29 protein-coding genes are annotated in these 26,474 nt (G+C 55.4%); 15 read left to right on the top strand and 14 right to left on the bottom strand.

The features are described 5' to 3' along the window. From JX360_RS14860 to JX360_RS14840, 5 genes are all read left to right on the top strand, one after another. Positions 1-531 (top strand): preprotein translocase subunit SecY (locus JX360_RS14860; protein WP_425244419.1); only part of this gene is annotated, 531 nt, incomplete at its 5' end. Next, a complete protein-coding gene (locus JX360_RS14855; RefSeq protein WP_244352464.1) occupies positions 531-1,136 on the top strand; it encodes an adenylate kinase in 606 nt (201 codons plus the stop codon). The genes JX360_RS14860 and JX360_RS14855, both read left to right, overlap by 1 nt. Before the next feature lie 50 nt (positions 1,137-1,186). Then, positions 1,187-1,960, top strand: coding sequence for a type I methionyl aminopeptidase (map, locus tag JX360_RS14850; RefSeq protein WP_244352466.1), 774 nt, complete (start codon positions 1,187-1,189; stop codon positions 1,958-1,960). Positions 1,961-2,072: 112 nt separating this feature from the next. Then, positions 2,073-2,297 (top strand): translation initiation factor IF-1, encoded by a 225-nt coding sequence (gene infA, locus JX360_RS14845; protein WP_011434173.1) that lies wholly within the window; start codon positions 2,073-2,075, stop codon positions 2,295-2,297. Positions 2,298-2,327: 30 nt separating this feature from the next. Beyond that, the gene (locus JX360_RS14840) at positions 2,328-3,308 is read left to right on the top strand and encodes an alpha/beta fold hydrolase (RefSeq protein WP_244352462.1); all 981 of its coding nucleotides are present in this window, start codon (positions 2,328-2,330) and stop codon (positions 3,306-3,308) included. Positions 3,309-3,353: 45 nt separating this feature from the next. Here the strand turns inward: JX360_RS14840 and JX360_RS14835 are convergent, their stop codons facing one another. From JX360_RS14835 to JX360_RS14825, 3 genes are read right to left on the bottom strand one after another with little or no spacing between them, the layout of a single operon-like run. Then, entirely contained in the window at positions 3,354-3,836 is a 483-nt protein-coding gene (locus JX360_RS14835) for a molybdenum cofactor biosynthesis protein MoaE (RefSeq protein ID WP_244352452.1), read from the bottom strand. Beyond that, positions 3,833-4,633, bottom strand: coding sequence for an adenosylcobinamide-GDP ribazoletransferase (locus JX360_RS14830; protein ID WP_244352450.1), 801 nt, complete (start codon positions 4,631-4,633; stop codon positions 3,833-3,835). Before JX360_RS14830 ends, JX360_RS14835 begins: the two co-directional genes overlap by 4 nt. A 33-nt stretch (positions 4,634-4,666) precedes the next feature. Beyond that, positions 4,667-5,002, bottom strand: a complete 336-nt coding sequence (locus JX360_RS14825) for a DUF4342 domain-containing protein (protein WP_244352448.1) — start codon at positions 5,000-5,002, stop codon at positions 4,667-4,669. A 217-nt stretch (positions 5,003-5,219) separates the two neighbouring features. On the opposite strand from JX360_RS14825, the gene JX360_RS14820 reads away from it, so the two are divergent. The 3 genes from JX360_RS14820 (at position 5,220) to JX360_RS14810 (ending at position 9,348) form a co-directional block, all read left to right on the top strand. Next, positions 5,220-6,629, top strand: a complete 1,410-nt coding sequence (locus JX360_RS14820) for a flavin monoamine oxidase family protein (protein ID WP_244352446.1) — start codon at positions 5,220-5,222, stop codon at positions 6,627-6,629. A 284-nt stretch (positions 6,630-6,913) separates the two neighbouring features. Beyond that, on the top strand, positions 6,914-7,507 hold the full coding sequence (locus JX360_RS14815; RefSeq protein WP_244352444.1) for a hypothetical protein: 594 nt from the start codon (positions 6,914-6,916) through the stop codon (positions 7,505-7,507). Between the two features lie 134 nt (positions 7,508-7,641). Next, the gene (locus JX360_RS14810) at positions 7,642-9,348 is read left to right on the top strand and encodes a M14 family metallopeptidase (RefSeq protein WP_244352442.1); all 1,707 of its coding nucleotides are present in this window, start codon (positions 7,642-7,644) and stop codon (positions 9,346-9,348) included. A gap of 73 nt (positions 9,349-9,421) precedes the next feature. Here JX360_RS14810 and JX360_RS14805 read toward each other — a convergent pair whose 3' ends face one another. Beyond that, the gene (locus JX360_RS14805) at positions 9,422-9,856 is read right to left on the bottom strand and encodes a hypothetical protein (protein WP_244352435.1); all 435 of its coding nucleotides are present in this window, start codon (positions 9,854-9,856) and stop codon (positions 9,422-9,424) included. A gap of 148 nt (positions 9,857-10,004) precedes the next feature. Here JX360_RS14805 and JX360_RS14800 point away from each other — a divergent pair, with 148 nt between their 5' ends. Further along, entirely contained in the window at positions 10,005-11,693 is a 1,689-nt protein-coding gene (locus JX360_RS14800) for a coiled-coil domain-containing protein (RefSeq protein ID WP_244352433.1), read from the top strand. Here JX360_RS14800 and JX360_RS14795 read toward each other — a convergent pair. From JX360_RS14795 to JX360_RS17660, 5 genes are all read right to left on the bottom strand, one after another. After that, a complete protein-coding gene (locus tag JX360_RS14795) occupies positions 11,687-12,913 on the bottom strand; it encodes a glycosyltransferase (protein WP_244352431.1) in 1,227 nt (408 codons plus the stop codon). The genes JX360_RS14800 and JX360_RS14795 overlap by 7 nt on opposite strands. A gap of 29 nt (positions 12,914-12,942) precedes the next feature. Further along, complete coding sequence (locus JX360_RS14790; RefSeq protein ID WP_244352429.1) at positions 12,943-13,356, bottom strand: PH domain-containing protein; 414 nt, start codon at positions 13,354-13,356, stop codon at positions 12,943-12,945. Between the two features lie 206 nt (positions 13,357-13,562). Then, the gene (locus JX360_RS14785; RefSeq protein WP_244352427.1) at positions 13,563-13,748 is read right to left on the bottom strand and encodes a hypothetical protein; all 186 of its coding nucleotides are present in this window, start codon (positions 13,746-13,748) and stop codon (positions 13,563-13,565) included. A 55-nt stretch (positions 13,749-13,803) separates the two neighbouring features. Next, positions 13,804-14,205 (bottom strand): YraN family protein, encoded by a 402-nt coding sequence (locus JX360_RS14780; protein ID WP_244352425.1) that lies wholly within the window; start codon positions 14,203-14,205, stop codon positions 13,804-13,806. 39 nt (positions 14,206-14,244) lie between these two features. Further along, the gene (locus JX360_RS17660; protein ID WP_279611542.1) at positions 14,245-14,367 is read right to left on the bottom strand and encodes a hypothetical protein; all 123 of its coding nucleotides are present in this window, start codon (positions 14,365-14,367) and stop codon (positions 14,245-14,247) included. A gap of 69 nt (positions 14,368-14,436) precedes the next feature. Here JX360_RS17660 and JX360_RS14775 point away from each other — a divergent pair, with 69 nt between their 5' ends. Further along, positions 14,437-14,826, top strand: coding sequence for an allophanate hydrolase-related protein (locus JX360_RS14775; protein WP_425244422.1), 390 nt, complete (start codon positions 14,437-14,439; stop codon positions 14,824-14,826). A 50-nt stretch (positions 14,827-14,876) separates the two neighbouring features. Here JX360_RS14775 and phnE read toward each other — a convergent pair whose 3' ends face one another. Beyond that, positions 14,877-15,695 carry a phosphonate ABC transporter, permease protein PhnE gene (phnE, locus tag JX360_RS14770; RefSeq protein WP_244352421.1) on the bottom strand — a complete coding sequence of 273 codons (819 nt, stop codon included), beginning with the start codon at positions 15,693-15,695 and terminating at the stop codon, positions 14,877-14,879. 39 nt (positions 15,696-15,734) lie between these two features. Between phnE and JX360_RS14765 the strand changes: the two genes are divergently transcribed. Further along, positions 15,735-16,772 carry an o-succinylbenzoate synthase gene (locus JX360_RS14765; RefSeq protein WP_244352419.1) on the top strand — a complete coding sequence of 346 codons (1,038 nt, stop codon included), beginning with the start codon at positions 15,735-15,737 and terminating at the stop codon, positions 16,770-16,772. Between the two features lie 61 nt (positions 16,773-16,833). On the opposite strand, the gene JX360_RS14760 is transcribed toward JX360_RS14765, so the two are convergent. The 3 genes from JX360_RS14760 to petG form a co-directional block, all read right to left on the bottom strand. Beyond that, entirely contained in the window at positions 16,834-17,865 is a 1,032-nt protein-coding gene (locus JX360_RS14760) for a hemolysin family protein (protein WP_244352417.1), read from the bottom strand. A 125-nt stretch (positions 17,866-17,990) separates the two neighbouring features. Further along, entirely contained in the window at positions 17,991-19,643 is a 1,653-nt protein-coding gene (locus tag JX360_RS14755; RefSeq protein ID WP_425244421.1) for a bifunctional pantoate--beta-alanine ligase/(d)CMP kinase, read from the bottom strand. Positions 19,644-19,721: 78 nt separating this feature from the next. Next, complete coding sequence (petG, locus tag JX360_RS14750) at positions 19,722-19,835, bottom strand: cytochrome b6-f complex subunit V (protein ID WP_235276540.1); 114 nt, start codon at positions 19,833-19,835, stop codon at positions 19,722-19,724. A gap of 158 nt (positions 19,836-19,993) precedes the next feature. Here petG and thrC point away from each other — a divergent pair, with 158 nt between their 5' ends. From thrC to gatB, 3 genes are all read left to right on the top strand, one after another. Further along, the gene (gene thrC, locus JX360_RS14745; protein WP_244352413.1) at positions 19,994-21,106 is read left to right on the top strand and encodes a threonine synthase; all 1,113 of its coding nucleotides are present in this window, start codon (positions 19,994-19,996) and stop codon (positions 21,104-21,106) included. Between the two features lie 58 nt (positions 21,107-21,164). Continuing rightward, positions 21,165-23,045 carry an Rqc2 family fibronectin-binding protein gene (locus JX360_RS14740; protein WP_244352411.1) on the top strand — a complete coding sequence of 627 codons (1,881 nt, stop codon included), beginning with the start codon at positions 21,165-21,167 and terminating at the stop codon, positions 23,043-23,045. Positions 23,046-23,307: 262 nt separating this feature from the next. Continuing rightward, the gene (gene gatB / locus JX360_RS14735; protein WP_244352409.1) at positions 23,308-24,780 is read left to right on the top strand and encodes an Asp-tRNA(Asn)/Glu-tRNA(Gln) amidotransferase subunit GatB; all 1,473 of its coding nucleotides are present in this window, start codon (positions 23,308-23,310) and stop codon (positions 24,778-24,780) included. A gap of 78 nt (positions 24,781-24,858) precedes the next feature. Here gatB and JX360_RS14730 read toward each other — a convergent pair whose 3' ends face one another. Continuing rightward, complete coding sequence (locus tag JX360_RS14730) at positions 24,859-25,455, bottom strand: Maf family protein (protein ID WP_244352406.1); 597 nt, start codon at positions 25,453-25,455, stop codon at positions 24,859-24,861. A gap of 162 nt (positions 25,456-25,617) precedes the next feature. Between JX360_RS14730 and JX360_RS14725 the strand changes: the two genes are divergently transcribed. Then, positions 25,618-26,406, top strand: a complete 789-nt coding sequence (locus JX360_RS14725) for an ion transporter (RefSeq protein ID WP_425244420.1) — start codon at positions 25,618-25,620, stop codon at positions 26,404-26,406. Positions 26,407-26,474: the final 68 nt, after the last annotated feature.

Genomic DNA, 26,474 nt, shown 5'->3' with positions numbered 1-26,474 from the left:
TTCCGGGAGCAGAAAAGCTACCTGCCCTTGCGCCTGAATCAAGGGGGCGTGATGCCGATCATCTTCGCCTACTCGGTGATGTCCTTGCCGCTGGCCTTGGCCCAGTACACTCAGAACCTGACCTTGGTGCAGGTGGCCAATTTCTTAGCGCCCACCTCTTGGTTCTACATCCCCTTCTATTTCGTCCTTATCCTCTTCTTTAGCTATTTCTACGCTTCCTTGATCATCAACCCCGTAGATCTTGCTCAGAACCTAAAAAAAATGGGATCCAGTATTCCGGGTGTGCGGCCTGGCAAAGCAACGGCGGAGTATATCGAAGGGATCCTGAATCGGCTAACGCTTCTCGGGGCTTTGTTCCTCTGTGCGGTGGCCATTATTCCAACAGCGGTAGAGCGGGCCACAGGGATCACCACCTTCCAAGGCTTGGGGGCTACTTCACTGCTGATTTTGGTGGGGGTGGCGATTGAAACCTCCAAACAGATCCAAACCTATGTGATCTCGCAACGCTATGAAGGGATGGTGAAGCAATAGTGCCACGGTTAATTTTTTTGGGGCCACCGGGAGCCGGTAAGGGGACGCAAGCGGAGCGGTTGGCGGCTGCTTACCACATGCCCAAAATCTCAACGGGGGATCTGTTGCGGGCGGAAGTCAAAGCCCAAACCCCTCTTGGATCCCAGGCCAAAGTGTATATGGATGCGGGAGAGCTGGTGCCGGATGCGGTGCTGGTGGGGATGGTGAAGGGGCAATTGCAAAAGTCCCCAGAACAGGGTTGGATCTTGGATGGGTTTCCCCGCACCTTGCCTCAAGCAGAAGCCCTAGAAGAGTTGCTCAAGGATCTCGGTCAAGACTACGATCACGTTCTCAACCTAGATGTGCCGGATCAAGTCTTGGTGGCGCGGCTGCTGGCGCGTGGACAGGAACAGGGGCGCAGTGACGATGCGGATGAGGCGGTGATCCTCAAGCGCTTAGAGGTGTATCGGCAACAAACCGCCCCTCTGATTGACTTTTATGAGGCGAAGGGACGCTTGCAACGGGTAAACGGCAATCAGTCCATGGAATTGGTGCAGGAACATCTTCAGGCACTGGTGCAAGGCTGCTCAGAGGCAGGCAAGCTGGGATCCGGGAGGAGAGCGTGATCAGAGCAGGAGTCGGAAATCCCTCCCAAATGGGCTCCCAGCGACGGGGCATGCAACTGATCGAGATCAAATCTCGGCGGGAAGTGGAAAAAATGCGGCGGGCCGGTCGGGTGGTGGCACAAGTGCTGCAGGAGATCTCGGAGCGCTTGGAACCTGGCTGGACGACTGCCGATATCGACGCCTACGCCGAAAAACGGGTGGCTCAGCTGAATGCGTTACCCAGTTTCAAGGGCTACTACGGGTTTCCAGCCTGTGTTTGTGTCAGCGTCAATCATGAAGTGGTGCACGGGATCCCGAGTCGCCGCAAGCTGATCCAGGCGGGGGATGTGGTGAAGGTGGATTTTGGCGCCATTGTTGAGGGGTGGCATGCCGACTCCTGTTTGACCATTGGACTGGAGCCGTTAAGTGAGGCTTCCCGCGACTTGATCGATACCGCTGCCCAAGCCCTGCAAACGGGCATCGACCATGTCCGTCACGGCGTTTTGCTGCAGGATGTTTCCGGTGCCATCGAAGACTACATCGAAGGGCGGGGCTACTCGGTGGTGAAGCAGTATGTCGGCCACGGTGTGGGGCGCAACCTCCACGAAGAACCCCAGTTCCCCAATTACCGCACCCGCGATTTGCCCAACCCAAAATTGCGTTCCGGTATGACGGTAGCCATTGAACCGATGGTGAATGCCGGTGGAGAAGCGACCCGAGTGTTGGCGGATCAGTGGACGGTGGTGACCGTGGATGGTGCTTGGTCGGCCCAGTTTGAGCACACGGTTTTGATCACTGAGTCGGGGGCGGAAATCTTGACGGATCGCACCCCCTTCCAATCCTGAGGGATCCCCGGCAAAAGTTAGGATAGGAGAGGTCAAGTATCCAGAAGAGTGTGTCGCTGTGGCTGAGGGCCACGGCTGTGTCGTTTGGCTGTGTCGCTTTTAGGAGGGCTCATTGTCTAAGGAAGATGCCATTGAAATGGAAGGGGTGGTAACAGAATCCCTCCCCAACGCGATGTTCCGGGTGGATCTGGACAACGGTTTCAACGTGCTCGCCCACATCTCCGGGAAAATTCGCCGCAACTATATCAAGATCCTGCCAGGGGATCGGGTGAAAGTGGAGCTCAGTCCCTATGACCTAAACAAAGGCCGCATCACCTATCGCCTTAAGAAAAAGTGAGTTTCCTATCTCTGTTTAGGGCTGCTGAGCATGAAAGAGCTGAGCCAAGTTCTAAAAACCGGTCTCTGGGCTACGGTTGCGGGTGTGAGCGCCTTGGCTATTCTCAATGCCTGGATCTCGGCTCAAACTCAGCCTCTAGCCAGTGTCCTGCCGGGAGAAGCCAAGCCCTTTTTCTGGCGCGGGCATCGCCTATTTTACAGAGTCACTGGAGTCGGTGAGCCACTGCTGTTGCTCCACGGCATCGGGGCAGGATCCTCCAGCTACGAGTTTCGGGCCATTATGGGGGAACTGGGCCAGCGATATCAGGTGTATGCTCTGGATCTGTTGGGTTGGGGCAACTCCGAACGCCCCGACTTGGAATATACGGGCAGCCTTTACGCCCAACTGATCGGGGATTTTGTCGAGCAGGTGATCGGGCGACCCACCCACGCCATTGCCAACTCTCTCTCGGCAGGATTTGTCCTCCGCTCCGCCCGGCTGCAACCCCACCACTGGCAAAAACTGCTGCTGATCGCGCCATTGGGAGACAATAGCCTGATCCCGGAGAGCATCGGGATCCCTTTGGCTCAGGTTGCCTACGGGTTGTTGAGTCTGCCGGTGCTGGGCTTAGCTCTTTACAACGGCATTACTGCCCCCTGGAGTGTGCGCCTGTTTACAGAGCAAAGTTTATTCTCCCCCGACTATGCCCTGGATGCAGCGGTGGTGGACTACTACTACCAGGCCGCTCACCAGGCGGGGGCCCAATTTGCCCCCCGTTCTTTTCTGACCGGCAAGCTGAATTTACCCATTCAAGAAGACTTTCAGGGGGTCTCTAAGCCCATGGCCCTGGTATGGGGAGAGCGCAACCGCCTCACAACCCCAGAACAAGCGGAGCGGTATCGCGTTCTGCGCCCGGATGTCCCCATTTACCGGCTGCCAGGGGCGGCCTTTCCCCATATCGAAGCCCCCGAGGCGTTTTTGTCCGTGGCTTTGAACTTTTTGGCCGAACCTGACCTCGCTCTGCCGGGATAGAACACCCTCGTCTGGCCCTCAGTTTGGATGAAAAGGGATCCCTTGCTAGAGGGGAGGGGTTTCCGGCTGTGCAACCTCACAAGCGCCAATGCTCACCCATTCACTGGATCCATCCCGCCAATGCTCTTTTTTCCAGATTGGGGCATTGTGCTTGAGGGTATCGATAGCCCATTGACAGGCGGCGAAGGCTTCGGCTCGATGGGGCATTCCCACCGCCACCAACACACTGATCTCGCCAACGCGCAGCTTGCCTACCCGATGATGAATCACCACACTGTTGCTGTCCGGCCAGCGGGACCGAATGTGTTGGGCAATATCGGCAAAAACCTTAAGGGCCATCGGTTCATAGGCTTGATACTCCAAATAATCCACAGGACGACCGGCAGTATTGTCTCGTACTGTCCCACTCATCACCACCACGGCGCCATTGCCAGGGTGAGCTGCTTTTTCGTGTACTTGCTCGATGGAGAGTGGAGCCAGCGTGATTTGAAAGGAGGTTTGCAGAGCAGTCATTGGCAAGGCAGTCATGACCCAGACCCAAAGAGGGATCCCCACAGCAATGCTATCGCTTCCGACCATTCCAAGGTGGCCCCGTAGGTATCGCCCGTATGTCCCCCCAACTGACGGTTGATCCAGTACCCCACTCCAACGGCCCCAGTAGCGGCTCCCATTGTCCAGATCCCCGCGAGTTGCCCGTCTAGGATCCCCGCCCAAGCCAATCCAACCGTTAAACCCAGCAGCAGAGCTGTTCCCGGCCAGAGGGCAGCAGGAAAGGGGGTGGACTCCTTTAAGAAGCGCCCGGATCCCTGTTGACGCAGATAGGGGTAAAGGGCAATGGCCAGCAACTGCCCCCAACGGCCCCAAGCAGGTACCAACAGCAATAAGGGCCAAACTCGCAAATGGGTGAGGGCAGCAAATTTCAGCAGGAGGAGCAAAGTCAGGGCCATCACCCCGTAAGCTCCTGTGTGGCTATCTTGCATCACCTCTAGGCGACGACGGGATCCTCGTGCTCCAGGTTCTGTCTCACTTCCCTGGGTGACTCCTTGATGACTTTCTTTGTGGATATTGATCGCAAGGCCATCGGCAGTATCCGCCACCCCGTCCAGATGCAACCCACCCGTCAGCAGTACCCATACGGCTAGCAGCACAGCAGCACGTACCGGATCCGGAAAGGCCCGTAACGGGATCCCGATCAAGCAGAGGATCCCGCCAATAACCAAACCCACCGCCGGCAACCAGGCGGCAATGCCCGTAAACTCTAGATTTTCCGACCTTCCCAAGGGCAAGGTGGTGTAAAAGGTTAGGGCTGCCCAGAAGCGCCGCACGCTCTCAATCTCAATCTATCCCCCAGCACACCCCTAGGGATCCTCATCCCGAATGGTACGCTCCACCACAATGGTTAATTTGGCAACCAGAGCCCCGATCGCCCCAACAGCCGCCAGAATCGGGAACAAAGTTGCCCCCAAAACACCTGCTGCTACACCCACTCCGAGAGGAATTTCGATCAGGGTGTGCCCTTCAGCATTTTTGATAAGAATGCGGCGAACGTTGGCTTCTTCGATTAGCTCCCGAATTTTGGCCAGCAAATCATCTCCGCTGATCTTAAACTCCTCCACGTCGTACTCGATTGGGGCCGGGGTAGTCTCTTTATTCTCACCGGAGATGTTGGGATCCGGAGTTTCGTTCGGGTTCATGCTGAAGATCCTCCCTTGCGTCGGGTCAGCGGTATCCACCTTGTCTATCTCTATCCTAGAGGGTTTGTCCCTTCAGCAAGCAGGTCAGGCGGTTGATCTCAACAGGCTGAGAACGCCCAAAGCCCTAGGATTGGATATCCCTGTTGTGCTTCAATTCATTGCTTCAATTCATTGAGTTCTTCTGACTAAAATGGGCGAATAGATTTAGAGCGGCTGCATGGTAGTGCCCCCTTGGGTTGTGCAGAGGAGGATCAAGCGTCGTGAGCTTCTCAGGCTCAGCCAAATGGTACTGGCGGGATCCGTTTTGAGTCTGGGATCCAACCTGGGCACCCACAACAGTTATGCCTCCCAAAAGCCAGCGGTTTTGATCCTTGGGGCGGGGCTGGCGGGACTGGCTGCTGCAAAAAAACTAACCCAAGCGGGATACAGCGTACAGGTGCTAGAAGCGAGGGATCGCATCGGTGGGCGCACTTGGACCAGTCAAACCTGGGCAGATGCTCCGGTGGATATGGGGGCGTCCTGGATCCATGGCCTTGACGGCAATCCCCTGACGACGTTGGCCCAGTCTATCTCGGCAGACCTAGTGACCACTGATTCTGAAAATGCTTGGGTCTATGGCCCAGCGGGCGATGTACTGGATGAAGCGGGAGAATCCCAACTGGAAGAGTGGATCGAGCGGGTGGAAAAGGTGCTGCGTCAAGGGCAAAATCGGGATCCCGATCAATCCGTCCATGGGACGGTGCTAGCCGCTCTCAACGGCTCAACCCTCTCCCCTCAGGAGCAACAGTGGTTATACTTTGTCCTCACCAGTACGATTGAACACCAATACGCCGGTAGCGCTGAGGAACTTTCTACTCATTGGTATGACGATGGGGAGGCATACGATGGCAGTGATGCCCTGTTTGTGCAGGGCTATCGAACGATTGTGGAGCATTTGGCGGCAGGCTTAACCATCCGGTTGGGGGAGGAGGCTAAAGCTGTTCGTTGGGCTGGCTCCGAGGTTGTGGTGAGCACCCCTCAAAACAGCTACTCAGCCGACAAGGTGATCGTGACTTTGCCCCTAGGTGTGCTCAAGGCCAATCAGGTAACCTTCGAACCTGAACTCCCCGAATCCAAGCGGAGAGCCATTCAAGGGTTGGGGATGGGGGTGTTGAACAAGTGTTACCTGCGGTTTCCTGAGGTGTTTTGGCCCGAGACTGTGGATTGGATCGAGCAAGTGTCGCCGCAACGGGGATCCTGGACAAGCTGGGTCAGTTTGGTGCCCTCTTTGGGGTTGCCGATCCTGCTGGGGTTTAATGCTGCTGCCTATGGCCGTGCGCTGGAAGCTCAAACGGATCGAGAGATTGTGGACAGCGCCCTGCAAACCTTAACTCGCCTTTTCGGGGAGACGGTCAGGGATCCGGTGGGGTATCAAATCACCCGTTGGTTTGCGGATCCCTTTGCCCGCGGTTCCTACTCATTTAATGCTGTCGGTAGCACACCCCAGATGCGGGATGACTTGGCCGAAAATCTCAATGGAAAAGTCTTTTTTGCCGGGGAAGCAACAGACCGTCAGGCCTTTGGTACGGCTCATGGGGCTTACTTGTCAGGACTCCGGGCTGCTCAGGAGATGATGCAGTCAACTTAACCCCTTCTTGGACCCATTCTTCTCAGCTATCCTTTCTCATCCATACCTAAGGGATCCCCTGTGTACAGCCTTGATCAGTTGGGGAAAAATTGGGGATTCTCGCAATCTTAACGGCCTGAAGAAGAGAAAGCGGGTACTGTCTCACTCAACCCTCGGCAGGCTTCTGGGTATTGTGCTGGAGGGAGATGGCGGTTAGCCTAACGAAGTAGGTGTGGCTTTGGGATCCTCATTTTGAAGGTACTTTTGCCATTTAGTTTTGCGTGTGTTATTTGGGTGAGGTGGTTATGAGTCGTCAACATCGTCGGTCTTGGTTGACCTGGACAGTCAGCTTTGTGCTGGGAGCCCTTCTAATGTTGCTATCTGCAATTACGGTGGGGTGCGGCAGCAGCAGCCGTTCTGTAACAGTTCCTCCTTCTTCTCCTGGCGAAACGTTTATCAATCAGTCCATCCCCGCTGGAGTGACTCGTCTGCCCACTTCCAGCATCGTCGGTTTCCAAATTGGGGATCGCATCCGCATTGATCCAGGGGGTACCCGCCAGGAAGATAACCAAATTTCCGGGTTTGGATCCCTGCTTTTGGTGAGCCCCACCCAGTTTCCTCACTCTGCCGGAGAACGGGTGATTCGCATTGTGGCCACTCCGACGCCTCTGCCAACACCCAGTCCGACTCCTTCCCCGACGGGATCCCCGTCTCCGAGTCCTTCACCGACCATTTCTCCTAGCCCGAGTCCGACTCCTTCCCCGACGGGATCCCCGTCTCCGAGTCCTTCACCGACCATTTCTCCTAGCCCGAGTCCGACTCCTTCCCCGACGGGATCCCCGTCTCCTAGCCCCTTCCCCAGCCCTTCTCCCAATGGGTTCCCTAGTCCGGCTACCTAGTAGGGGATTTCAGCTATCAATGTCTACGAAGTCCAAGGGGGAATAGAGCCCTTGACTGTGCTTCTGCCTACTCAGTTGGGTAGGAGTTTGGCGGTAAGGTAGTGCGAAATGCCCCTTATGACGGGATCCCTTGCATGTCTGTTGCCCCTTTCGACTTCAGCCACTTTTTCACCCATGCTGAGATTCTTGACTTTCTGCAGCAGATGGCGGCGGCCTATCCCGATTTGATGCAATGGGAGGTGATCGGGCATAGCTATGAAGGCCGAGACATTCCCTTAGCCACCCTGACCCAGCAGAATACAGGGCCAGCTTTGGAAAAACCCGCCTACTGGCTAGATGCCAACACCCATGCCGGAGAAGTGACGGGATCCGCTGTTGCCCTCTACGACATCTACTATTTGCTCACCCACTACGGCCAAGAAGAACGGGTTACCCGCCTATTGGATGGCTACACCGTCTATGTGCTGCCTCGTATCGCCGTCGATGGCTCGGAAAAATATTTAACCACCCCCTACCGGTTGCGTTCGGGCACCCGCCCCTACCCGCAGCCGGATCCACAACCTGGCCTTTACCCAGAAGATGTGAATGGGGATGGCAAGATTTTGCAAATGCGCAAAGTGGATCCCTGCGGAGCCTGGAAGGTTTCGTCGTTGGATCCCAGGATTTTGGTACGGCGGGATCCCGAGGAATTTGGTGGTACCTACTACCACTTGATGACCGAGGGCCTGATCCGCGATTTTGACGGCTACGATCTGCCCTTAGCGCCAACATTAGAGGGGTTGGATTTTAACCGCAACTACCCCCATGAATGGGCCCCGGAAAATGAGCAGGTGGGGGCAGGGGACTTTCCCTACTCGGAGCCAGAAACCCGAGCCATTGGAGAATTTCTGCGCACTCACCGCAACATCAACGGCTTTGTTACCTATCACACCTCCTCGGCGGTTCACATTCGTGCCTACGCCACCCACCCGGATGAGCATTACCCCCCCGAAGATCTGGATATTCACAAGCTGATTGGCGAAAAAGCCACCGAGATCACCGGCTACCCAACTATTTCCGGTTATCATCACTTCCGCTATCACCCGAAAAAAGTTAGCCACGGCAACTTCAACAGCTACGCCTACGATGCCTTTGGTTGGTATGGATTCACGACAGAACTGTGGGATTTGCCCACCGAAGCGGGGGTGGAGAAGAAAGATTTCATCCAGTGGTTTCGCTGGCACCCGGAAGCGGATGATTTGAAGATGTTGAAGTGGAATGATCAAGTCCTGGGAGGACGGGGTTTTATCGACTGGCAGCCGTTCGAACACCCACAGTTAGGCCCGGTGGAAATTGGCGGTTGGGATTACAAAGCAGTTTGGCAGAATGTACCCCCAGAATTGTTGCCGGAGCTGTGTGAAAAACATTGCCGCTTTGCCATTGCCCATGCTTTGATGTCGCCCCGCTTGGCACTAGCTCGCAGCGAAGTTCACCCCCTCGGAAAAACTGCTGACGGATCCCAATGTTTATTTCGGGTGGTGGTGCAATACGAAAATCAAGGGTTCTTACCCACCTATACCAGCCAAAAAGCACTGGAACGCAAAGCCGTTCGCCCGATTCAAGTCAGTCTTGATTTGCCCGAGGGATCCCGTTTAATCATGGGATCCCAGCAGCAGGAAATTGGCCATTTGGAGGGCCGCTCTAACAAAGCCTACGGGGAAATCATGTCTTCTAGCGCAGGCATTGACTATCGCCGCAAGGTGGAATGGGTGATCCAGGCGCCTGAGGGCAGTTCCCTAGAGATTGTTGCCCAAGCGGAGCGGGCTGGAACGGTGCGCACTCAGTTGTTGTTGGAGAGCTGAGCAATACCAAATCTCCAAAATTAGCTAAGACAGCCTATGCGGCAGCCTAGACTCAGAGATGAGGGTGCTAACGCTAATCCGTCACCAACACGGTTTGCGTCACCACCGCACTTTGCCCCAGTCGGTCGAAAGCCCGCAAACTGAGCAGGTAGGATCCTGGCACTAAGCTCAAGGGGGGACGGAGGCTAAAGCGGGTTGTGCAAGACACCTCACCAGACACACAATTCACCTGTGCTGCCGATAAGGTTTGTACTTCGATCCCTGACCACGATACCTGAAAAGCCAGCTCCGCAGGGATCCGCCCCGGCACCGATACCGAAACCCCAAGTTCTAAAAAGCCGTTCCGACTCACTGCAGAAGGGATGTCACTGCTGGTGATCAAGGGTGGTAGAGGGGTATTGGCCGTCAGAGAATCAGCCCCACAACTGGTAAGGGCCCAGCCCAATAGGCTCAACATCAATCCCCAAGGTTTGGATCCCGGTTGCATCTGCCCACTCAGTCTCACCACCAACGATCTCAGTATAGGTGAGGTGAGCGGTAGACTTAGTGTCAGTTGGGAGAAAGATTAAAGATTCACTCTACATGTAGTGGCAAGCTGGATATTCGCCAAGACCATCTGCTACAGTGAGGCCCATGACCTGTTGAGCGGCCTGGCTATGGAAGAGGAGTTGAAAGCCTTGCGGGCGCGTGTGCGCAACCTAGAGCGATCTTTGGCGGAATCTGAGGCGCTGTCATTGCAGCAGATTGAGTGTACCCATCGCCTAGAACGTCAACTGTTTGAAGCCCAAGCCCAAATTAACGAACGGGATCAAGCCCTGCAAGCGTGTCAGCAGGAAAAATCCCTTTTGGCACAACGACCCACTCCAGAAGCTTTTCAGCTGCAGCAACAGCACATTGAGGAACTGCAAAACCTGTTGTGGGAAATGGAGCGCCGCCCTACCCTAGAGCATTACCAGATCTTGCAACAACAGCTGCAAACCAGCCAGACCGAGATTGAGATGCTCAAGTCTGAGTTGCAAAGGCGAGTCGATCCAGCCCGCTTTTATCAACTCCAGCAGGAACTCCTGGAGCTGAAACAACACGCTGGCCAGCTCAGTGAGTATGCCATCAAATTGCCGCAAGTGCAGCTTTTGCAAGCTCAAACCCAACTGCGCCTGCAGGAACTAGAAGAGGAAAAAGGGCAATTGCAAGCCCAGATCCAGGAGCTCGCAGGTCGGCCCTCTACCCAAGAGTTGACCGCTCTGCGGGAAGAGCTAGAAGCCAGTCACCGTCAAGCAGAAGCTGAATGGCAACGCCTAAAAACCACCTTGGAACACGAAAAAGCCCAAATGGAAGCTGATCTCAATACCTACCAACAACGCATTCGAGAATTGGAGGAGCGCCCCACCCTGGATCAATGGGCGCGATTGCAGTCGGAGCTGGACTGCTTACGCCAACAAGCCTCCTTTGCTAAGGCAGAGCGGACTACCCTACTGGAAGAATTGCAGCAGAGCCAACAGCAGCAGGCGGCGCAAGCTCAGCAGATAGCAACCCTTGAAGCGGAGCTTGAGGCTCTACGGCAACAGCCATCTCCAGATCTGGCCGCCGCTCAAGCAGAACAGTCGGAACGAATTCTGGCTCTGGAAGCTGAACTTCAGGCCCTCACCACCAAGCTGAACACCCTGCAAACGGAGCGTGACGAGTTGATGCAGGAACTGAGGCAACGCCCAACGATGGCCCAATGGGAGGAAGTTCAGCAGCAGTTGCAGGAACTTATGCAACGCCCGACTCGGGAAAGCTACGAAGAGGCCCAACGGGGAAGGGAAGTGGCCGAGGCCCATCATTTGGTGAGCCAGAAGCAAATCGACAAGTTGCAGCAGCAGGTGATGCTTCTCAAAACCGAGTGTGTCCAGGCCCATGCCTATGCGCAAACTCAGGAGAAAGAGGTGGCTTTGCTACAGCAGCTTAAACAGGAGTTAGAAGATCAACTGGCCAACTTACGTCAGCAATCGATCCCCCCTGGTTCACCGGCTCCGGAGGCTGCTGAGCCCAAATCCGTCTCTCGTCTGAGCTGGGATCTGATTCACCCTGAGGAAGTGGCTCCAAAACCTGTAGTCACAGCAGTGAAATCGACTGTGAGCCAGCGGATGAGCTGGACGACCCCGACCGGAACACCTGCAACACCCACCACAGGGATCCCGCCCCTGACGCTGGAGGAGCGAGAAGACCGGGCCGAGAAACTGCTGAAACGATCCGCTTTGGCCGCCGGTGCTGGACAACGAGCTGGGGTGGAAACAGCGGGTCGCACCCCCGGATCCCGTGGCCGTATTGAGTTGCCGGCTTTTGTGCAGCGGCGCTCTTACTGAGCCTGCCAGTTTTTGGGATCCAGCGGTTCTCCAACCTGAAAACGGGGCCAAGCCCAGCGCAGTAGGGATCCCATTTGGGCCTGAAATCGAGCCGGGGCAAATTGCAAGGCATGGGCACGAATCCGCTGGGGATCCCATTCCTGTCGATCCGCTTGCCGTAGCCCTTCTACCAAGGCATCGACGCTGGCCTCTGGGATGTGGATCCCGGTTTCCCCATGGATGACCGTTTCCTGAGTGCCTCCCCGGTTGAGGGCAATGACCGGGCGGCCACAGGCTTGGGCTTCTACAGGTACCAACCCAAAATCCTCCACCCAAGGAAACAGCAGCGTGCGGCAGTGGGCAAAGAGTTCTTGGAGGCGGGCTTGGGGTTGATGGGGTAGAAATTCCACCAACGGCCCTGCCAAGGCTTTTAATCGAGAAAGCTCCGGCCCTTCGCCCACAATCAGCAAGCGACGACCTAGCCGTTCACAGGCGGCAATCGCCAGATCCACCCGCTTGTAAGGAACCAGACGGCCCACCACCAGATCGTAGTCGGCACTGGGATCCGCAACCGGCTGAAACCCCTCTAACGGCACTGGCGGATGGATGACCACAGCATCCCGGCGATAGGTTTTGTAGATGCGGCGGCGAATGTGCTGGGAGTTAGCAATTAGTAGATCCGGGCGCTGGGCTGCCAAAACGTCCCACTGCCGCAGTCGGTGGAGCAACCATTGGCTCAGAACATAAGCAGGTCGAATCCACCTGTGATGCCCACCGCCACCCAGTCCTCCCCGCTCCAGGTACAACTCCCGGTTTTCCCAGAGATAACGGGTCGGACTGTGGATGTAGCTGAGGTGAAGGGTTTGTTCCCCCGTGAGGATCCCCTTGGCAAAAGCATGGCTACTGGAGATCACACAGTCATAGCCTGAGAAGTCAAAACTCTCGTAGGCCAGGGGCATCCAGGGCAGAAGGTACTTGAGACGGGCATGGTAATCCCGGCGTAGCACCCCTAGGCGTTTGGCCCAACCTTGCAAAAAGGAGGTGTGAATCTCCAACTCTTGCCAGGCAGAGGGCATGGTGTGGGGCGAGAAGAGACTGACGTAAAGAGGGGCTTGCGGAGCAAAAGCCGTTAACGCCTGCACCACCTTCTCTGAGCCACCCGCTTGGATGAGATACTCGTGTACCAAAGCCATACGCTCAGGCCAAAGGGGATCCCTGCCGTCTAGGGGTGCAGATGCCATAGGGATGGGGTGCTGAGCAATGGGAATTCTCAGGATTTGACGGGGCGCTTCTGCTTGCCGATCGGGCCACTCACCTGTTTGGCTTTCTCATCAATCCGCTCGTTGATGTAGTTGTAAATTTCCCGGAATCGAGGTAGTGCCCGCATTTCCAAGCGGCTGCCATCCTTGAGGGTAAGTACCATATCTCCCCAAGCTCCCCAGCCCCGTGGCACGGTGACCACTTTGGCAATTTCGCTGTAGATGATATCGGAGCGCTCCTTGCCTCCCCAGCCCCCGATCACGGTAATGCGGCGGTTGGTAATGCGATAGTGCACCCAAAGCTTGCGCACCAAAGCCCCGACAAACAGAGGCAAACCGACAAGCGTGGCTCCAATGAAAGAGTTCAACACCAAATCGCCACTATGAGGGCCACCCTCAAAAAATACATCCTCTCGCACAGCCATGCCGAGCATTACCTATGAATTCACGATGTTAACGATCTTAAACGTTTTCTCAGTTTTCCCCAACTGCCTCAGGATTTGATGGGGGGGCGGGGTTGGGTCAGCTTTTGAATAGCTCGCACCGAGCAGTAGGTAGCCCAAGCCAAGTGACCAAATAACAGCAGCACGACCCCAGCAACCGCCAGTGCGCCGATATTGCCTAGCCAACGCTAACCTTCCAATCCTGTTAACGCCACTAAGGCCCAAGAGGCTGGGTGTAACATCCCCCCCAAGAGTAAAATTTGCGAAAAAAGTTGCCCCGCTGCCAACCGGGATCCCAGCACCACTAAAAGCATCACTAGGCCCGCCTTCACATTCAGCTTGCCGGGGATAACCAGCCTGGGGTAAGCCAACATCGCTGCTTCTCCATACAACGATCCGCGATCCGCCTTAGCCTATCCTGTCTCGGCTTCAATAAAGCTCAAAAGCTCCTTCCCGATAGTCAACCAAGGCGTAGCCCGTTCCCTCTTGAGAAGTCCGACGTTCCACCAAAGCAACATCAAAGCGGCAAGGCCACTCAGACAGATGGGGATGTTGGCTCAAAAAGGCTTGAGCAGCTCGAATCAAACGTCGCTGTTTGAGGATCCCAACCGCCAAAAGCCCAACTTGATCCCAGCTACCGGAGCTACGGGTTTTCACCTCGACAAAAGCCAGTACCCCTGCCCTAGCGGCGACCAAATCCAACTCCCCCCAACGACAGCGCCACTGCTGAGCTAGGATCTGCCAACCCTGCCGACCCAGGTATTGCCGCACCCAGTTCTCTCCGGCATCACCTGTATTCTGGAGGGTAGTTCGCTTGGGCAAGGGATCCACACACGCACTCCTACAAGAGCCCAGACTCAACAGGCAGAATCAATGGGCAGAGCCGTTCCCGTGGTACTTGTCGGTGTTGTAGAAGCCGTTACGGGTGCCGAAGTAAAAGGTCGCCAAAGAGAGGGCAATGGCAACTCCCACCACAATCAACTTTGCATCCATGCAGTTTCCTCCTGAGCCCTGACCATGATAGCCTGCCTCCTGCTTGGGCAATGGGAGTAAACCGTGAGTTTGAATCAAGTTCAGTTGGCAGTGAATGGCACCCTCATGCGGGGCTTGGCCTTAAATAGGAACCTGATCCAAATCGGCGCAACCTTTTTGCGAGAAGCCCAAACAGCCCCCTGTTACCGGCTTTGGTCGATTCGGGATATTTATCCAGGCATGGTGAGGGTGCGCCAAGGGGGATCCACAATTGCTTTGGAACTCTGGGAAATTCCCGCCCTCGGATTAAGTCAGCTGCTTCTGCAAGAGCCACCCGGCTTATCGGTAGGACGCATTCTGTTGTCAGATGGAACAGAAGTTTTAGGGATCTTAGCAGAACCCTATCTGTGCGAAGGACAGGTAGAAATTACGGCTTGGGGAGGTTGGCGAGCTTACATAGGAAGTCTAACAAAAAGTTGATCTGTTTTGGTGAATTGGGATCCCTGCTACAGGTCAATCCGAAAAAGCATTTACACCAATTTCTTACGCAAAAAACTGCTCAAGGTATCCACCACAATGACAAAGGCAACAATCACCAACAAAATAGTAGAGATCTCTTCCCAACGGCGAAACTGAATACGCTGCACCAGCAATACCCCCACGCCACCTGCTCCCACCAAACCCAACGTGGCAGAAGATCGTAAATTCACTTCAAAACGATACAGCACTGTCGAGAGAAACTCAGGTAGAACCTGTGGGATCACCGCATAGCGAAAGACATGCAAAGGAGAAGCTCCCGTCGCCAACAGGGCCTCACTGGGGCCTGGATCGATCCCTTCAATAATATCGGCAAAGACCTTCCCCAAAAAGCCAATCGAGTTAATCCCTACCGCCATGATTCCTGCTAATTGTCCCGGCCCAAAGGAAGAGACAAAAATAATGCCCAATAACAATTCTGGAAAGGTGCGGATCCCGGCTAAGAAAGCTTTTCCAGGAATGGCCAAGCGCCCGGATCCCAACAAACTGGAGGACGCCAAGAAAGACAGTGGAAAAGAAAGAATGCCCCCAATTGTGGTACCCACCACCGCCATATTGAAGGACTCAAACATCCGCTGCACTGCCAAATTAAAAACTGCCCCTGATGGACGACTAAAGCCCCGTAGCAGAGGAGTTAAGTTCCGTTGCAAACCACTGGCGACTCGGTTCCAATCCACGGAAATGTTGAGTAGGCACAGGGCCATGAGTACCAGCAAGGTGAGCCCAATCATCCAAAGCACTCGGCGAGCCCAGCGGACTTGGGCGGGAGGATCCGGGATCCGGATTTCATCGAGAGCGGAAGAAGGGTACATGGTGGAGTCCGGGATGCTTCCAGGCGATCATAAATCAAGATGCTGACTGATCTAAAGTTCGAGTTTCGCCCCTATCAATGCCCATTCCGACAGCCCTTACTCACCCACCACGGCCTCTGGTCTGTGCGGAAAGGGATCCTGATTCGCCTCACGGATACCCATTCAGGTCTCCACCGCTACGGTGAAATTGCCCCCATCCCCTGGTTTGGCAGCGAAACCCTGGAGCAAGCTCTGGAGTGGTGCCGGCAGTTACCCGAGCAGATTTCCGTGACGCACCTGTTCGGGATCCCAGACACTTTGCCCGCCTGCCAATTTGGGTTTGAATCGGCTGGGTTGGCCCTCCAGGATCCCGATGGGTTCCACAAAGATCTCTCCGATCTAGCCTTCTGTGGGCTACTTCCTGCCGGAGAGGCAGCCTTAACCGAAGCGGGATCCCTTTATGAACAGGGGTATCGGGTATTGAAGTGGAAAATTGGCGTTGGGGAGTGGCAGCGGGAATGGCAAGTGTTCACAGAGCTGATCAATTTGATCCAGCAGTGGCCCCAGGACTGTCGCCTCCGCTTGGATGCCAATGGGGGGTTGACCGATCGAGAGGCCCGCGAGTGGTTGACCCTTTGTGATCAGGTGAATCACCACAGCCCCGGACGCATCGAGTTTCTGGAACAACCCCTATCTCCCCATCACCCCACAGAACTCCTGCAACTGAGCCAAGACTACCAAACCCCGATTGCGCTGGATGAATCTGTCGCCCAACTCAGCCAATTCCGAGCGCTGCGCCGGTGGCCTGGTATCCTTGTGGTTAAACCCTCCCTGATCGGATCCCGTCGGGCTGTTCAGGCGGAGATCGACCAACATCCGGGACAGGATCTGGTGTTTTCTTCCGCCCTAGAAACCCTGATTGGCACCTGGCAGGGCATCACCTTGGCGGGATCCCTACAAGCCAAAACCGCTTGTCCGAGGGCTTTGGGCTGGGGGGTAGGCAGCTTTTTCCCCACAGGGGATCCCCTAACCCTGCTTAGAGCCTCAGCAGAGGAGCGAGAAACCTTATTGCAGGAGGTTTGGGATTTCTATGGCTAACCCTTCCTGCGGGGAAGGTGAGGGGGATCCCATCAAAGACTGATTGTCTAAGCTAAAATCTCTAACTGGAAGCGGAAGAACTTTGCCGCCGTTGTCGCTGCAATAGCAGCGGGGAGAGATCGCTCTCATCGTAAATATCGCCCACCAACTCCTCCAAGACATCCTCCAGCGTAATCAGGCCGGTGGTGCCGCCAAACTCATCCACCACAATACCCAGGTGTTGGCGAGACCGCAGCATTTCTTTAAGTAACGAGCTGATGCGCTTGGTATCCGGCACAAAAAAGGGGGGTGACATGGCCTTGGTCACTTCCCCATTTCCCTTTTGATCGAGATGGCGTAGAGCCTGCTTCAGATGAATGATCCCGACAATTTCATCCTTAGATTCTCCCTGCACCGGGATGCGGGAGTAGCCCGTCTCTAGGCATAGCTTCACCACATCCTGCAGGGTTTTATCGTGGGAGATTGTCTCCATCTTCACCCTCGGCTTGGCCACATCCCGCGCCTGGATCATGTCCAGAGCCAAGGCCCCCCGAAACAACCGCCGTTTTTGCCAGTCCAGCAGTCCCCGCTGCCCCAACACATCAATTAATAGCTCCAGATCCTTGAGGGAAGCCGTTGCCGTCAACGGGGACAGTTCCAGCAGGTTAAAGAGCTTGCTGACAATCCACTCAAACGCCTGAATAAAAGGGCGGAGCAACACCGACAGGGCATGTACGGGCCGCACCACCCAACGGAATACCCCTAGGGGATGGCTAACCGCCAAGGATTTGGGTGCTACCTCTCCGAACAAGAGCACCACAATCGTGGTCGGTACTGTGGCAGCCAGAGCCCCGATTTGGGATCCCAGCCATTGAATCGAAATCGTCGTCGCCAAGGCGGCAATGCCGATATTGACGAAGTTATTCACCAGCAACAGGGTGGTGATCAGCCGCGAGCGCTGCTGCTGGGCCAAGCGATACAAACCTTGAGGATCCCCTTGTTCCTCGATTAGGGATTCCAAACGCAGGTTGTCCATGGCCGTGATGGCGGTTTCTGCCCCAGAACAGGCCCCTGAAAGGAGGAGCAAGAAGGCCAAGAAAAGTGCATTAACCATGAAGGTTGTTCAGAGCAGAGTTGAGACAGCAGAGGCCCAATCAATCCATCCCAGCACCTTAGCGATTTTGCCGGAGCGTCGCACTCAGTCTGGGATCCCCTCCCAGCTTTGCACCTCCAGAAGCCTTACTGGTCAAAACGCGGTGTACTGGAGCGGGCCAAAAGCTGCTGGTAAAGCATGACGATCTTGTCTTGAACCTCCGACTGGCTCAGGTGATCAGTATCGATCAAAATGGCATCGGGGGCGGGGCGCAGGGGGGAAATGGTCCGTTCGCTGTCGCGGCGATCCCGCTGCTGGATTTGCGCTTCTAACTCCTCCAAAGCCACCTGTTGCCCCTGGGCTTGTAGCTGATGTTGTCGCCGTTGGGCCCGTTCTTCCACCGAAGCCGTTAAAAATACCTTTAGTTCCGCATCTGGAAAGACATGGGTGCCGATATCCCGCCCCTCCAAGACAGCACCTCCATCCCGTCCCATGCTGCGTTGCCGCTTCACCAATTCCTGCCGCACCCCTGGCACCGCGGAAACCTGTGACACCCAGCGGGTCACCTCCGGCGAGCGGATTGCTTGCGTAATTTCTTCTCCATTGGCCCAGATGCGGGTGGGTTCTACCGAGGAGTTGCCACTTTTGAGGGAAAGTTGGGTTTGGGCAGCCAGTTGGGTCAGTTGTTCGGCATCATCCAGAGGGATCCCCCGTTGTAGGGCCAGCCAGGTGATCGCCCGATACATCGCCCCCGTATCCAGATACAACAGGTGCAGTTGGGCAGCCACGGCCCGGGCCACTGTCGATTTTCCAGCTCCAGCGGGACCATCGATGGCGATCAAAGGGCGCCGTGGGGCGGCAGAAGCACCGAATGGAAATGCTAGCCCTTCTGGGTGAGGTTCTTCGGGGGGCTGGGCTTCCTTTTCCTGAGCAGCACTTTCCTGAGTGACACTCAGCAACAGATTGTCGATCAAGCGCGTTTGCCCCACATAGGCGGCAGCAGCCAGCAGCCCTTGGGAATCAACGCGTTGCAAAGGTTGGAGGGTTTGTGGATGCACCAATTCCAAATATTGCAGTTGCAACTGTGGATAGCGGCTCAGTTCGGCTTGGGCCGCAGCCAGGATCCCTTCCGCAGAGGGATCCCCCGCTCGCCAGTGCTCGTATCCCCGCCGCAACGCTCGGTAAAGCCCCAAGGCCACCTGCCGCTCAGAAGTGGAAAGATACTGATTGCGGGAACTCAGAGCCAAGCCATCGGGATCCCGCACCGTTGGGCAAGGCACAAGGGTAACCGGTAGCTGGAGATCCTCAACCATACGCTGAAGAATTGCCAATTGCTGGGCATCTTTTTGGCCAAAGTAGGCTCGTTGGGGCTGAACCAAATGCAGCAGTTGCAGCACAATGGTCGCCACGCCACGAAAATGGCCAGGGCGATGGGGCGCACACAAGGTTTTCAACAGCGAGTCCGGCGGCATTACCCAGGTGCGATCGGCTCCGCTGCCCTGATCTGCCCACATTTCCTCCGGATCTGGGGCAAATACAGCATCAACACCAGCCGCCTCACACATAGCCCGATCCGCTTCTAGGTTGCGGGGATAACGTTCCAAGTCCTCGGCTGGGCCAAATTGCAGCGGATTGACAAAAATGCTGACGACCGTAACCTCACATTCCTGGCGGCAGCGCCGGATTAGGCTGAGATGGCCCTCGTGCAGGGATCCCATGGTGGGTACCAACCCAACTGTGGATCCCCGCCAGGCAGCCACGTGCTCCCGCAAAGCAGTAACAGTGCGCAGCCAGTGCATTGCCATGCCACCTCACTCAATCTCCCGATCAGGACTTAGACTCCCTCAGTGGGCAAAGTCAGTCTCTACCAACCCAACTTACAAACCCAACTTGTTGCCGCGCTGGTACTGCATGTAGGCCGCCACAAACAACCCGGCCAAAGTGACCACCACCATTCCCAGAACGATCCCCAACAGAATCGGCTCGATCACGACACAGACCTCCCAGTTTGAACCTAGATCATCATAAGCCAAGCCCAAACTCATCCTCACCGTTCTAGTCGGGATCCTTCTCGGTGCTTCGCAGCACCGACACGACCAGCTACAGTTAAGAAGCAACTCTTCTTCCCAGCCCTGGCGTTTCCTGCTGCATGGTGACCCTGAACCCCACCCATCCCCCTCGCCTTGGTGGGCCACAGTCTCAAGTCCGACTTTGGCCTGGCCTGATCCAGCACTACCGGGAATGGCTCCCTGTCAGCGCTGCCACCCCTATTGTCACCTTGCATGAGGGCAATACTCCTCTGATCCCTTCTCCGGCTCTCAGTCAACGCCTTGGACGAGACTGTCAGGTGTATCTGAAGTTGGATGGTCTCAATCCCACCGGCAGCTTTAAGGATCGGGGCATGACCATGGCCGTCTCCAAGGCCAAAGAGGCAGGAGCAGAGGCCATCATTTGCGCCAGCACAGGCAATACCTCAGCCGCCGCTGCTGCTTTTGCTGCTAAAGGAGGGATGCGAGCTTATGTGTTGATCCCAGATGGCTACGTGGCCAAAGGCAAGCTGGCGCAAACTTTGATGTACGGCGCTGAGATCATCGCCATCAAGGGTAACTTCGACCGGGCTCTGGAAATGGTACGTCAGATCTCGGAACACTATCCGATTGCTCTGGTGAACTCCGTTAACCGCTTCCGGTTGGAAGGACAAAAAACGGCTGCTTTTGAAGTGGTGGATGCCCTTGGAGATGCCCCTGATTGGCTCTGTATTCCAGTGGGCAATGCCGGCAACATCACCGCCTACTGGATGGGGTTTAGCCAGTATTTTCAGCAGGGTAAGGCAACCCAACGACCCCGGTTACACGGCTTTGAGGCCGCCGGTGCAGCGCCCATTGTCTTGAATCGCGTCGTGGAGCACCCAGAAACCGTGGCCACTGCCATTCGCATTGGCAACCCCGCCAGTTGGGTGAAAGCGAAGGCGTCTGTGCAGGTGAGTGGTGGACAGGTAGATAGTGTTACCGATGAAGAGATCCTGGCTGCCTATCGCCTGTTGGCTGCGGAAGAAGGGGTCTTTTGTGAGCCTGCCAGTGCTGCTTCCGTCGCCGGATTGTTGAAATGGCGGGATCAGGTGCCGGTGGGGGCGCGGGTGGTGTGTGTACTGACGGGGAATGGCCTGAAAGATCCAGATACCGCCACCCAACAGGGACAAACCCAAATCCACACGGGAGTTGAGGCTGATCCGGCCACAGTCGCTCGCTTAATGGGCTTCTAGCCAGGTTAAGCCTTGATCTCTTGACTTGATCTCTTGATCTCAAGAGGGGACACAGGCGATGCAACCTGTCGATCTAACCACCCTGCGGGCCCTGCAGGCGGATCTCACCCGGAGCAAGGAAAATCGGGATCCCCTATTGCCTGCTCGTTTGGAATGGATCCAACAGACGGATCTGTGGACGGTCATCCTGGGTCTGCGCACCCTTAAGACCCGTCTGTGTCTGTTGCTGTGTTGGCATCCGCAGGCGGCGCGGATTCACCTCTGCCAACCTCCTGCCAAAGGGCCGGATCCCTTTCAATTTAGCCAAGTCCTGCAACGGCAGCTGAAGGGCTTGGCCCTAACAGAGCTGATTTTGCTGGATGAGTGGGAACGGGTGGTGGATTGCCGCTTTGCCCCGCGACCTGGGGATCCGCCGCAACGTCATCTTTACCTAGAGGTGATGGGGAAATACAGCAATGCTGTCTTGGTGGATGAAGCCGGGATGATCTTGGCCAGCGGCCACGGGGTGAGTGAACGCCAGTCACGGGTGCGTCCGGTGCAGCCGGGTTTGGTTTACGAGGCTCCTCCTGCCCTCATGGATCCGATCCCAACCCTCTCAGAACCCTTTTCCCAATGGCAAGAACGGGTAGCCTTGATCCCTGGTCCCATCAGCCAACGGTTATTCCGTTCTTACCGGGGACTCAGTCGGCACTTGGCAGAAGCGATGTGTGTGGAGTCCGGGATCCCGCCGCAAACTCCTAGCGATCAACTGACGACACACGCCTGGCAAGCCTTGTTTCGGATGTGGCAAGACTGGCTCACTCGTCTGGAACAGAGCCATTTTGAACCGGTTATGACCCCTACCGGCTACAACGTTCTTGGCTGGACAGGTCAAGGAGATGCAGCAGGAAAGGATCCCTCAGCCCCGAAAGCAGATTTACACCAGCTGTTGGAGACCTACTACCAAGCTCAGTTGGAGCGTGAATCCTTTGGGCGAGAACGCCATCGGCTTCTGCAAAAACTCTCCAGCCTTCTGAAAAAACTCTATCAACGGCGCCAGCAGTTTGAAGCTATGCTTGCCGACTCAACCCAGGCGGACAACGCTAAGCAGGCGGCAGATCTGCTCATGGCTCACTTGCACCTTTGGCAACCGGGTATGACTCACATTGAACTGCCGGACTTTGCAACAGGGCAATCCATCCAGATCCCGCTTGACCCGGAGAAAAATGCCATTCTCAATGCCCAGTCCTATTACCGCAAGCACCGTAAGCAAAAACGTGCCCAAGAAGCCGTCTGGCCCCTACTGGAAACCGTCAACCAAGAAATTCTCTACCTGGAACAGGTGGAGTCCGCCCTGCAACATCTAGAACCCTACCGGGATCCCCAGGATCTCTCCACCCTTAAGGAGATCGAGGAAGAACTGATCCAACAGCACTACTTGGAAAATCCAGAGCGCATCTCTCCAAAGCAGACTCAACCGGAACCCCTTACCCCCCATTGCTTCACCAGTCCCAGTGGTTTCCCAATCTGGGTGGGACGCAACAACCTGCAAAATGATCAGCTCACCTTCCGCCTCGCCCAAGAGCAGGATTGGTGGTTTCATGCCCAAGAGATCCCGGGTAGCCATGTGTTACTGCGTTTGCCGCCTGGTGCTGTTGCCGAACCGGAAGATCTCCAGGCGGCTGCCGATTTGGCGGCTCATTTTAGTCGCGGTCGCCTCAGCGATCAGGTGCCAGTGGTCTATACCCGCCCCAAACAGGTTTTCAAACCCAAGGGATCCCCGCCGGGCATTGTCATTTATCGACAGGAACAGGTGCTGTGGGGTCAGCCGAGTCGCGCTGCCACAGCCTTACTAGAAAGTAATCAAAGTCATCATCTCTCCGACGTAGGAACTTCCGTCACTTCCACTTCAAGCCCAGAAGAGATTGGATCCCTAGAAGGGTCGGGATCAGGAAGGTAATGGCTTTCCATGGAGCAATTTCTCATGCTTCATCTCAGTAGAGCAATAAAGTCCGCATGCTCAAAATAAACGAAGCACAGTCAGGATGACTCCATGCTTGATCTACCCGTTGTGCGTAGAGCAGCAGTGCTTCTTGGTGAAGGCCAGAGGGTTGTGGAGTGATAGTCAGAAAAGCTTGACCAACCAAGCTTGCTGGGCATGTCCCCCCTTCAGAGCTGACGCTCTAACACTAGAATAGGTACACTGCAATCTTTTGGTGCCCATGACTGCTGCTGCCCCCGCCAAAGTGCAATACGAAGCCGTGATTGGGTTGGAAGTTCACTGCCAGCTCAGTACCAAAACCAAGATCTTCTCCAGCAGTGCAACTGAATTTGGCGCCCCTCCCAACACCCAAATCGACCCCATCTGTATGGGCTTGCCTGGAACTTTGCCGGTTTTGAATGAAAAAGTGCTGGAGTATGCTGTCAAAGCGGGGTTGGCCCTCAATTGCACCATTGCCCCCTACAGCAAGTTCGACCGCAAGCAGTACTTTTATCCCGACTTGCCTAAGAACTACCAAATCTCGCAATATGATCTACCCATTGCCACCCAGGGCTGGATCGAAATTCAACTCAGTGATGGTCGCACCAAGCGCATTGGCATCACCCGCCTCCACATGGAAGAAGATGCGGGCAAATTGGTTCATGCTGGCAGCGATCGCCTCTCGGGATCCAGTTATTCGCTGGTGGACTTCAACCGTGCCGGGGTACCCCTAATTGAAATTGTCAGTGAACCGGATATTCGTACCGGGGAAGAAGCAGCAGAGTACGTACAAGAACTGCGTCGTATTCTGCGTTACGCCGGACTCTGCGACGGCAACCTACAAGAGGGATCCATGCGCTGTGACGTCAATATCTCGGTGCGTCCCGTAGGTTCTGAAACCTTTGGCACGAAGGTAGAAATCAAAAACATGAACTCCTTCAACGCCATTCAACGGGCCATTGAGTACGAATTCAACCGCCAAGTCAAAGCTGTCGAAGCAGGCGAACCGATTGTTCAGGAAACCCGCCTTTGGGAAGAGAACAGCCAGCGCACCATCAGCATGCGCAAAAAAGAGGGATCCAGCGATTACCGTTATTTCCCCGAACCGGATCTGCTGCCCATTCGCGTCACAGAGGCTCAAAAAGCCCGCTGGAAAGCAGAACTGCCGGAACTGCCCAGTGTGAAACGGAGACGCTATCAAGAGGAGTATGGCCTGTCGGTCTATGATGCCCGTTATCTCAGCGACGAACGCAATACGGCTGAGTATTTTGAAGCGGTGATCGCCGCCGGGGCGGATCCGAAAGCTGCCGCCAACTGGATGATGAGTGACATTGCCAGCTACCTGAACACCCACAAGCTGGACTACCCCGATATTGCCCTGAAGCCGGAAACCCTGGCGGAGCTGATTGGTCTGATCGACAAAGGCACTATTTCCAGCAAAATTGCCAAGGAAATCCTGCCGGAGTTGTTGGAAAAAGGTGGCTCAGCTCAAGCCCTGGTGGAAGCCAAGGGCATGACCCAAATCTCTGATCGAGATGCGCTGGAGAAGATGATCACAGAAGTGATTGCTGAGAATCCTAGTCAACTGCAGGAATATCGTAACGGCAAGAGCAAACTATTTGGCTATTTCGTGGGGCAACTGATGAAGAAAACCCAGGGGCGGGCGGATCCGAAACTGGCCAATGACCTGCTTAAGCAACATCTTGATGGGTGAGTCTGGGTTGATGCCATTTTTGCCTGACCTTGGAGCTACCCTGATATCCCTAATATCCTGATATCCCTAATATCAAAGTTAGGGATCCCATGCCTCCGTGAGAGAATAGCCCAATTCCTGCACCATGTGCCGCAGCAGGGGCAAACTCAGTCCGATCACATTGCTGGGGCAGCCCTCGATCCGCTCCACAAACAGGCTGCCCCGACCATCCATGGCAAAACAGCCAGCACAAGCTAGAGGCTCACCTGTTGCCACATAAGCGCGGATCTCCTCATCGCTAGGCTTGGCAAAAAAGATGCGCGTCAGACCGTAATGGGTGAGACGACGACCTCGACCCGTATCCACCAAGGCATGTCCGGTATAGAGTTCTCCCACTTGCCCCCGCATTTGTCGCAGGCGGCGTTCTGCTTCCGCTGCATCAGCGGGTTTGCCTAAAATCTCTCCCTGCAAATAGAGGATCGAGTCAGCCCCTAGCACCAAAACGGGATCCCGTTGCTGAGCTGCCACCACCTCTGCTTTAGCCAAAGCCAATTTCTGCACCAGTTGGGCCGGCTCCGTCAGCTGAATTTGGCTTTCGTCAAAATAGCTGGGTTGAACCCGGTAGGGGATCCCGGCAGCCTCTAGCAATTGGCGGCGGGCGGTTGATTGCGAAGCCAGTACGATAGGAGGCAACATCGGTTCTGAAAACTGCCAAAGGGGTTTCCCTATTTCTAGTGTGCGCCAAAAGACCCGTTTTCTCGATATCATCGCTCCACTCTCGCTGCTATTCCCCGGATCCCGCTTGTGACCCCTCTCCACACCAAAGCTCCTACCCAAACGGAGCCGGCTAACCTTGGGATCCTCCAACGCTACTGGGGGGATCAAGACACCCCCGAAAGTCGCTGGGTCAACCTGCTGGTGACCCTCTTGGCCTTTTGTTCGGTCGCCTTCTTTGTGGTGGAAACCTATCCAATTCCACCTGCGGTGCGTCTGGGGTTAGAACGGGCAGATCGGGTGATTCTTGGCCTGTTTGTGTTGGAGTATCTCCTACGTTTTGCTGCTGCCCCTGAAAAAATTCGCTATCTGATCAGCCTCTATTCAATCATTGATTTGCTGGCGATCTTGCCCTTTTTTGCTGGTATTACCGATATTCGCTTTATTCGCATTTTTCGTTGGTTTCGTATCCTGCGGCTGTTGCGCCTTGTGGAGGGGAAAACCCTCTTCGGAACGGTTGTCTCCTCTGATAGTCGCATTTTGCTGCGTATTTTCTTCACCCTGTTTGCCATTCTCTTTGTCTACTCAGGGTTGATTTACCAAGTGGAACATCCGGTGAACCCGAGTGCCTTTGCCACCTTTCTGGATGCTTTCTACTTTTCCGTTGTCACCATGACCACGGTGGGGTTTGGAGATATTACCCCCAGTTCTGAGTTGGGCCGCTTGTTGACGGTATTGATGATTTTGACGGGTATTGCTCTGATCCCCTGGCAGGTGGGGGATTTGATCAAACAACTGGTGAAGAGCGCCAACTCGGTGCAACGGGTCTGCCCAGGATGTGGCTTATCCCAACACGATGTCGATGCCCAGTTTTTTGACACTCCCCCGGTTAGAAACCGGGGGATTCTCCCTTCTAGCCCCTTGCAACCTTAGACTGCAAGGTATTCATGGAGTTCAGGGGATTGCCAAATACCCCATCCCCTGAGCCGACCCTACCTATT

Origin of the sequence: Thermostichus vulcanus str. 'Rupite', assembly GCF_022848905.1 — a bacterium.
In the GTDB taxonomy this organism is placed as follows: domain Bacteria; phylum Cyanobacteriota; class Cyanobacteriia; order Thermostichales; family Thermostichaceae; genus Thermostichus; species Thermostichus vulcanus_A.
This window is presented reverse-complemented; position numbering and strand designations above follow the sequence as displayed.

Excerpts from the sequence above, each read along its gene's own strand:
- map (WP_244352466.1), top strand. The coding sequence starts at position 1,187 with ATGCAACTGATCGAGATCAAATCTCGGCGGGAAGTGGAAAAAATGCGG.
- JX360_RS14840 (WP_244352462.1), top strand. The coding sequence starts at position 2,328 with ATGAAAGAGCTGAGCCAAGTTCTAAAAACCGGTCTCTGGGCTACGGTT.
- JX360_RS14835 (WP_244352452.1), bottom strand. The coding sequence starts at position 3,836 with ATGACTGCCTTGCCAATGACTGCTCTGCAAACCTCCTTTCAAATCACG.
- JX360_RS14825 (WP_244352448.1), bottom strand. The coding sequence starts at position 5,002 with ATGAACCCGAACGAAACTCCGGATCCCAACATCTCCGGTGAGAATAAA.
- JX360_RS14820 (WP_244352446.1), top strand. The coding sequence starts at position 5,220 with ATGGTAGTGCCCCCTTGGGTTGTGCAGAGGAGGATCAAGCGTCGTGAG.
- JX360_RS14815 (WP_244352444.1), top strand. The coding sequence starts at position 6,914 with ATGAGTCGTCAACATCGTCGGTCTTGGTTGACCTGGACAGTCAGCTTT.
- JX360_RS14810 (WP_244352442.1), top strand. The coding sequence starts at position 7,642 with ATGTCTGTTGCCCCTTTCGACTTCAGCCACTTTTTCACCCATGCTGAG.
- JX360_RS14800 (WP_244352433.1), top strand. The coding sequence starts at position 10,005 with ATGGAAGAGGAGTTGAAAGCCTTGCGGGCGCGTGTGCGCAACCTAGAG.
- JX360_RS14795 (WP_244352431.1), bottom strand. The coding sequence starts at position 12,913 with ATGGCATCTGCACCCCTAGACGGCAGGGATCCCCTTTGGCCTGAGCGT.
- JX360_RS14790 (WP_244352429.1), bottom strand. The coding sequence starts at position 13,356 with ATGGCTGTGCGAGAGGATGTATTTTTTGAGGGTGGCCCTCATAGTGGC.
- JX360_RS14785 (WP_244352427.1), bottom strand. The coding sequence starts at position 13,748 with ATGTTGGCTTACCCCAGGCTGGTTATCCCCGGCAAGCTGAATGTGAAG.
- JX360_RS17660 (WP_279611542.1), bottom strand. The coding sequence starts at position 14,367 with ATGGATGCAAAGTTGATTGTGGTGGGAGTTGCCATTGCCCTCTCTTTG.
- phnE (WP_244352421.1), bottom strand. The coding sequence starts at position 15,695 with ATGTACCCTTCTTCCGCTCTCGATGAAATCCGGATCCCGGATCCTCCC.
- JX360_RS14765 (WP_244352419.1), top strand. The coding sequence starts at position 15,735 with ATGCTGACTGATCTAAAGTTCGAGTTTCGCCCCTATCAATGCCCATTC.
- JX360_RS14760 (WP_244352417.1), bottom strand. The coding sequence starts at position 17,865 with ATGGTTAATGCACTTTTCTTGGCCTTCTTGCTCCTCCTTTCAGGGGCC.
- JX360_RS14755 (WP_425244421.1), bottom strand. The coding sequence starts at position 19,643 with ATGCACTGGCTGCGCACTGTTACTGCTTTGCGGGAGCACGTGGCTGCC.
- thrC (WP_244352413.1), top strand. The coding sequence starts at position 19,994 with ATGGTGACCCTGAACCCCACCCATCCCCCTCGCCTTGGTGGGCCACAG.
- JX360_RS14740 (WP_244352411.1), top strand. The coding sequence starts at position 21,165 with ATGCAACCTGTCGATCTAACCACCCTGCGGGCCCTGCAGGCGGATCTC.
- gatB (WP_244352409.1), top strand. The coding sequence starts at position 23,308 with ATGACTGCTGCTGCCCCCGCCAAAGTGCAATACGAAGCCGTGATTGGG.
- JX360_RS14730 (WP_244352406.1), bottom strand. The coding sequence starts at position 25,455 with ATGTTGCCTCCTATCGTACTGGCTTCGCAATCAACCGCCCGCCGCCAA.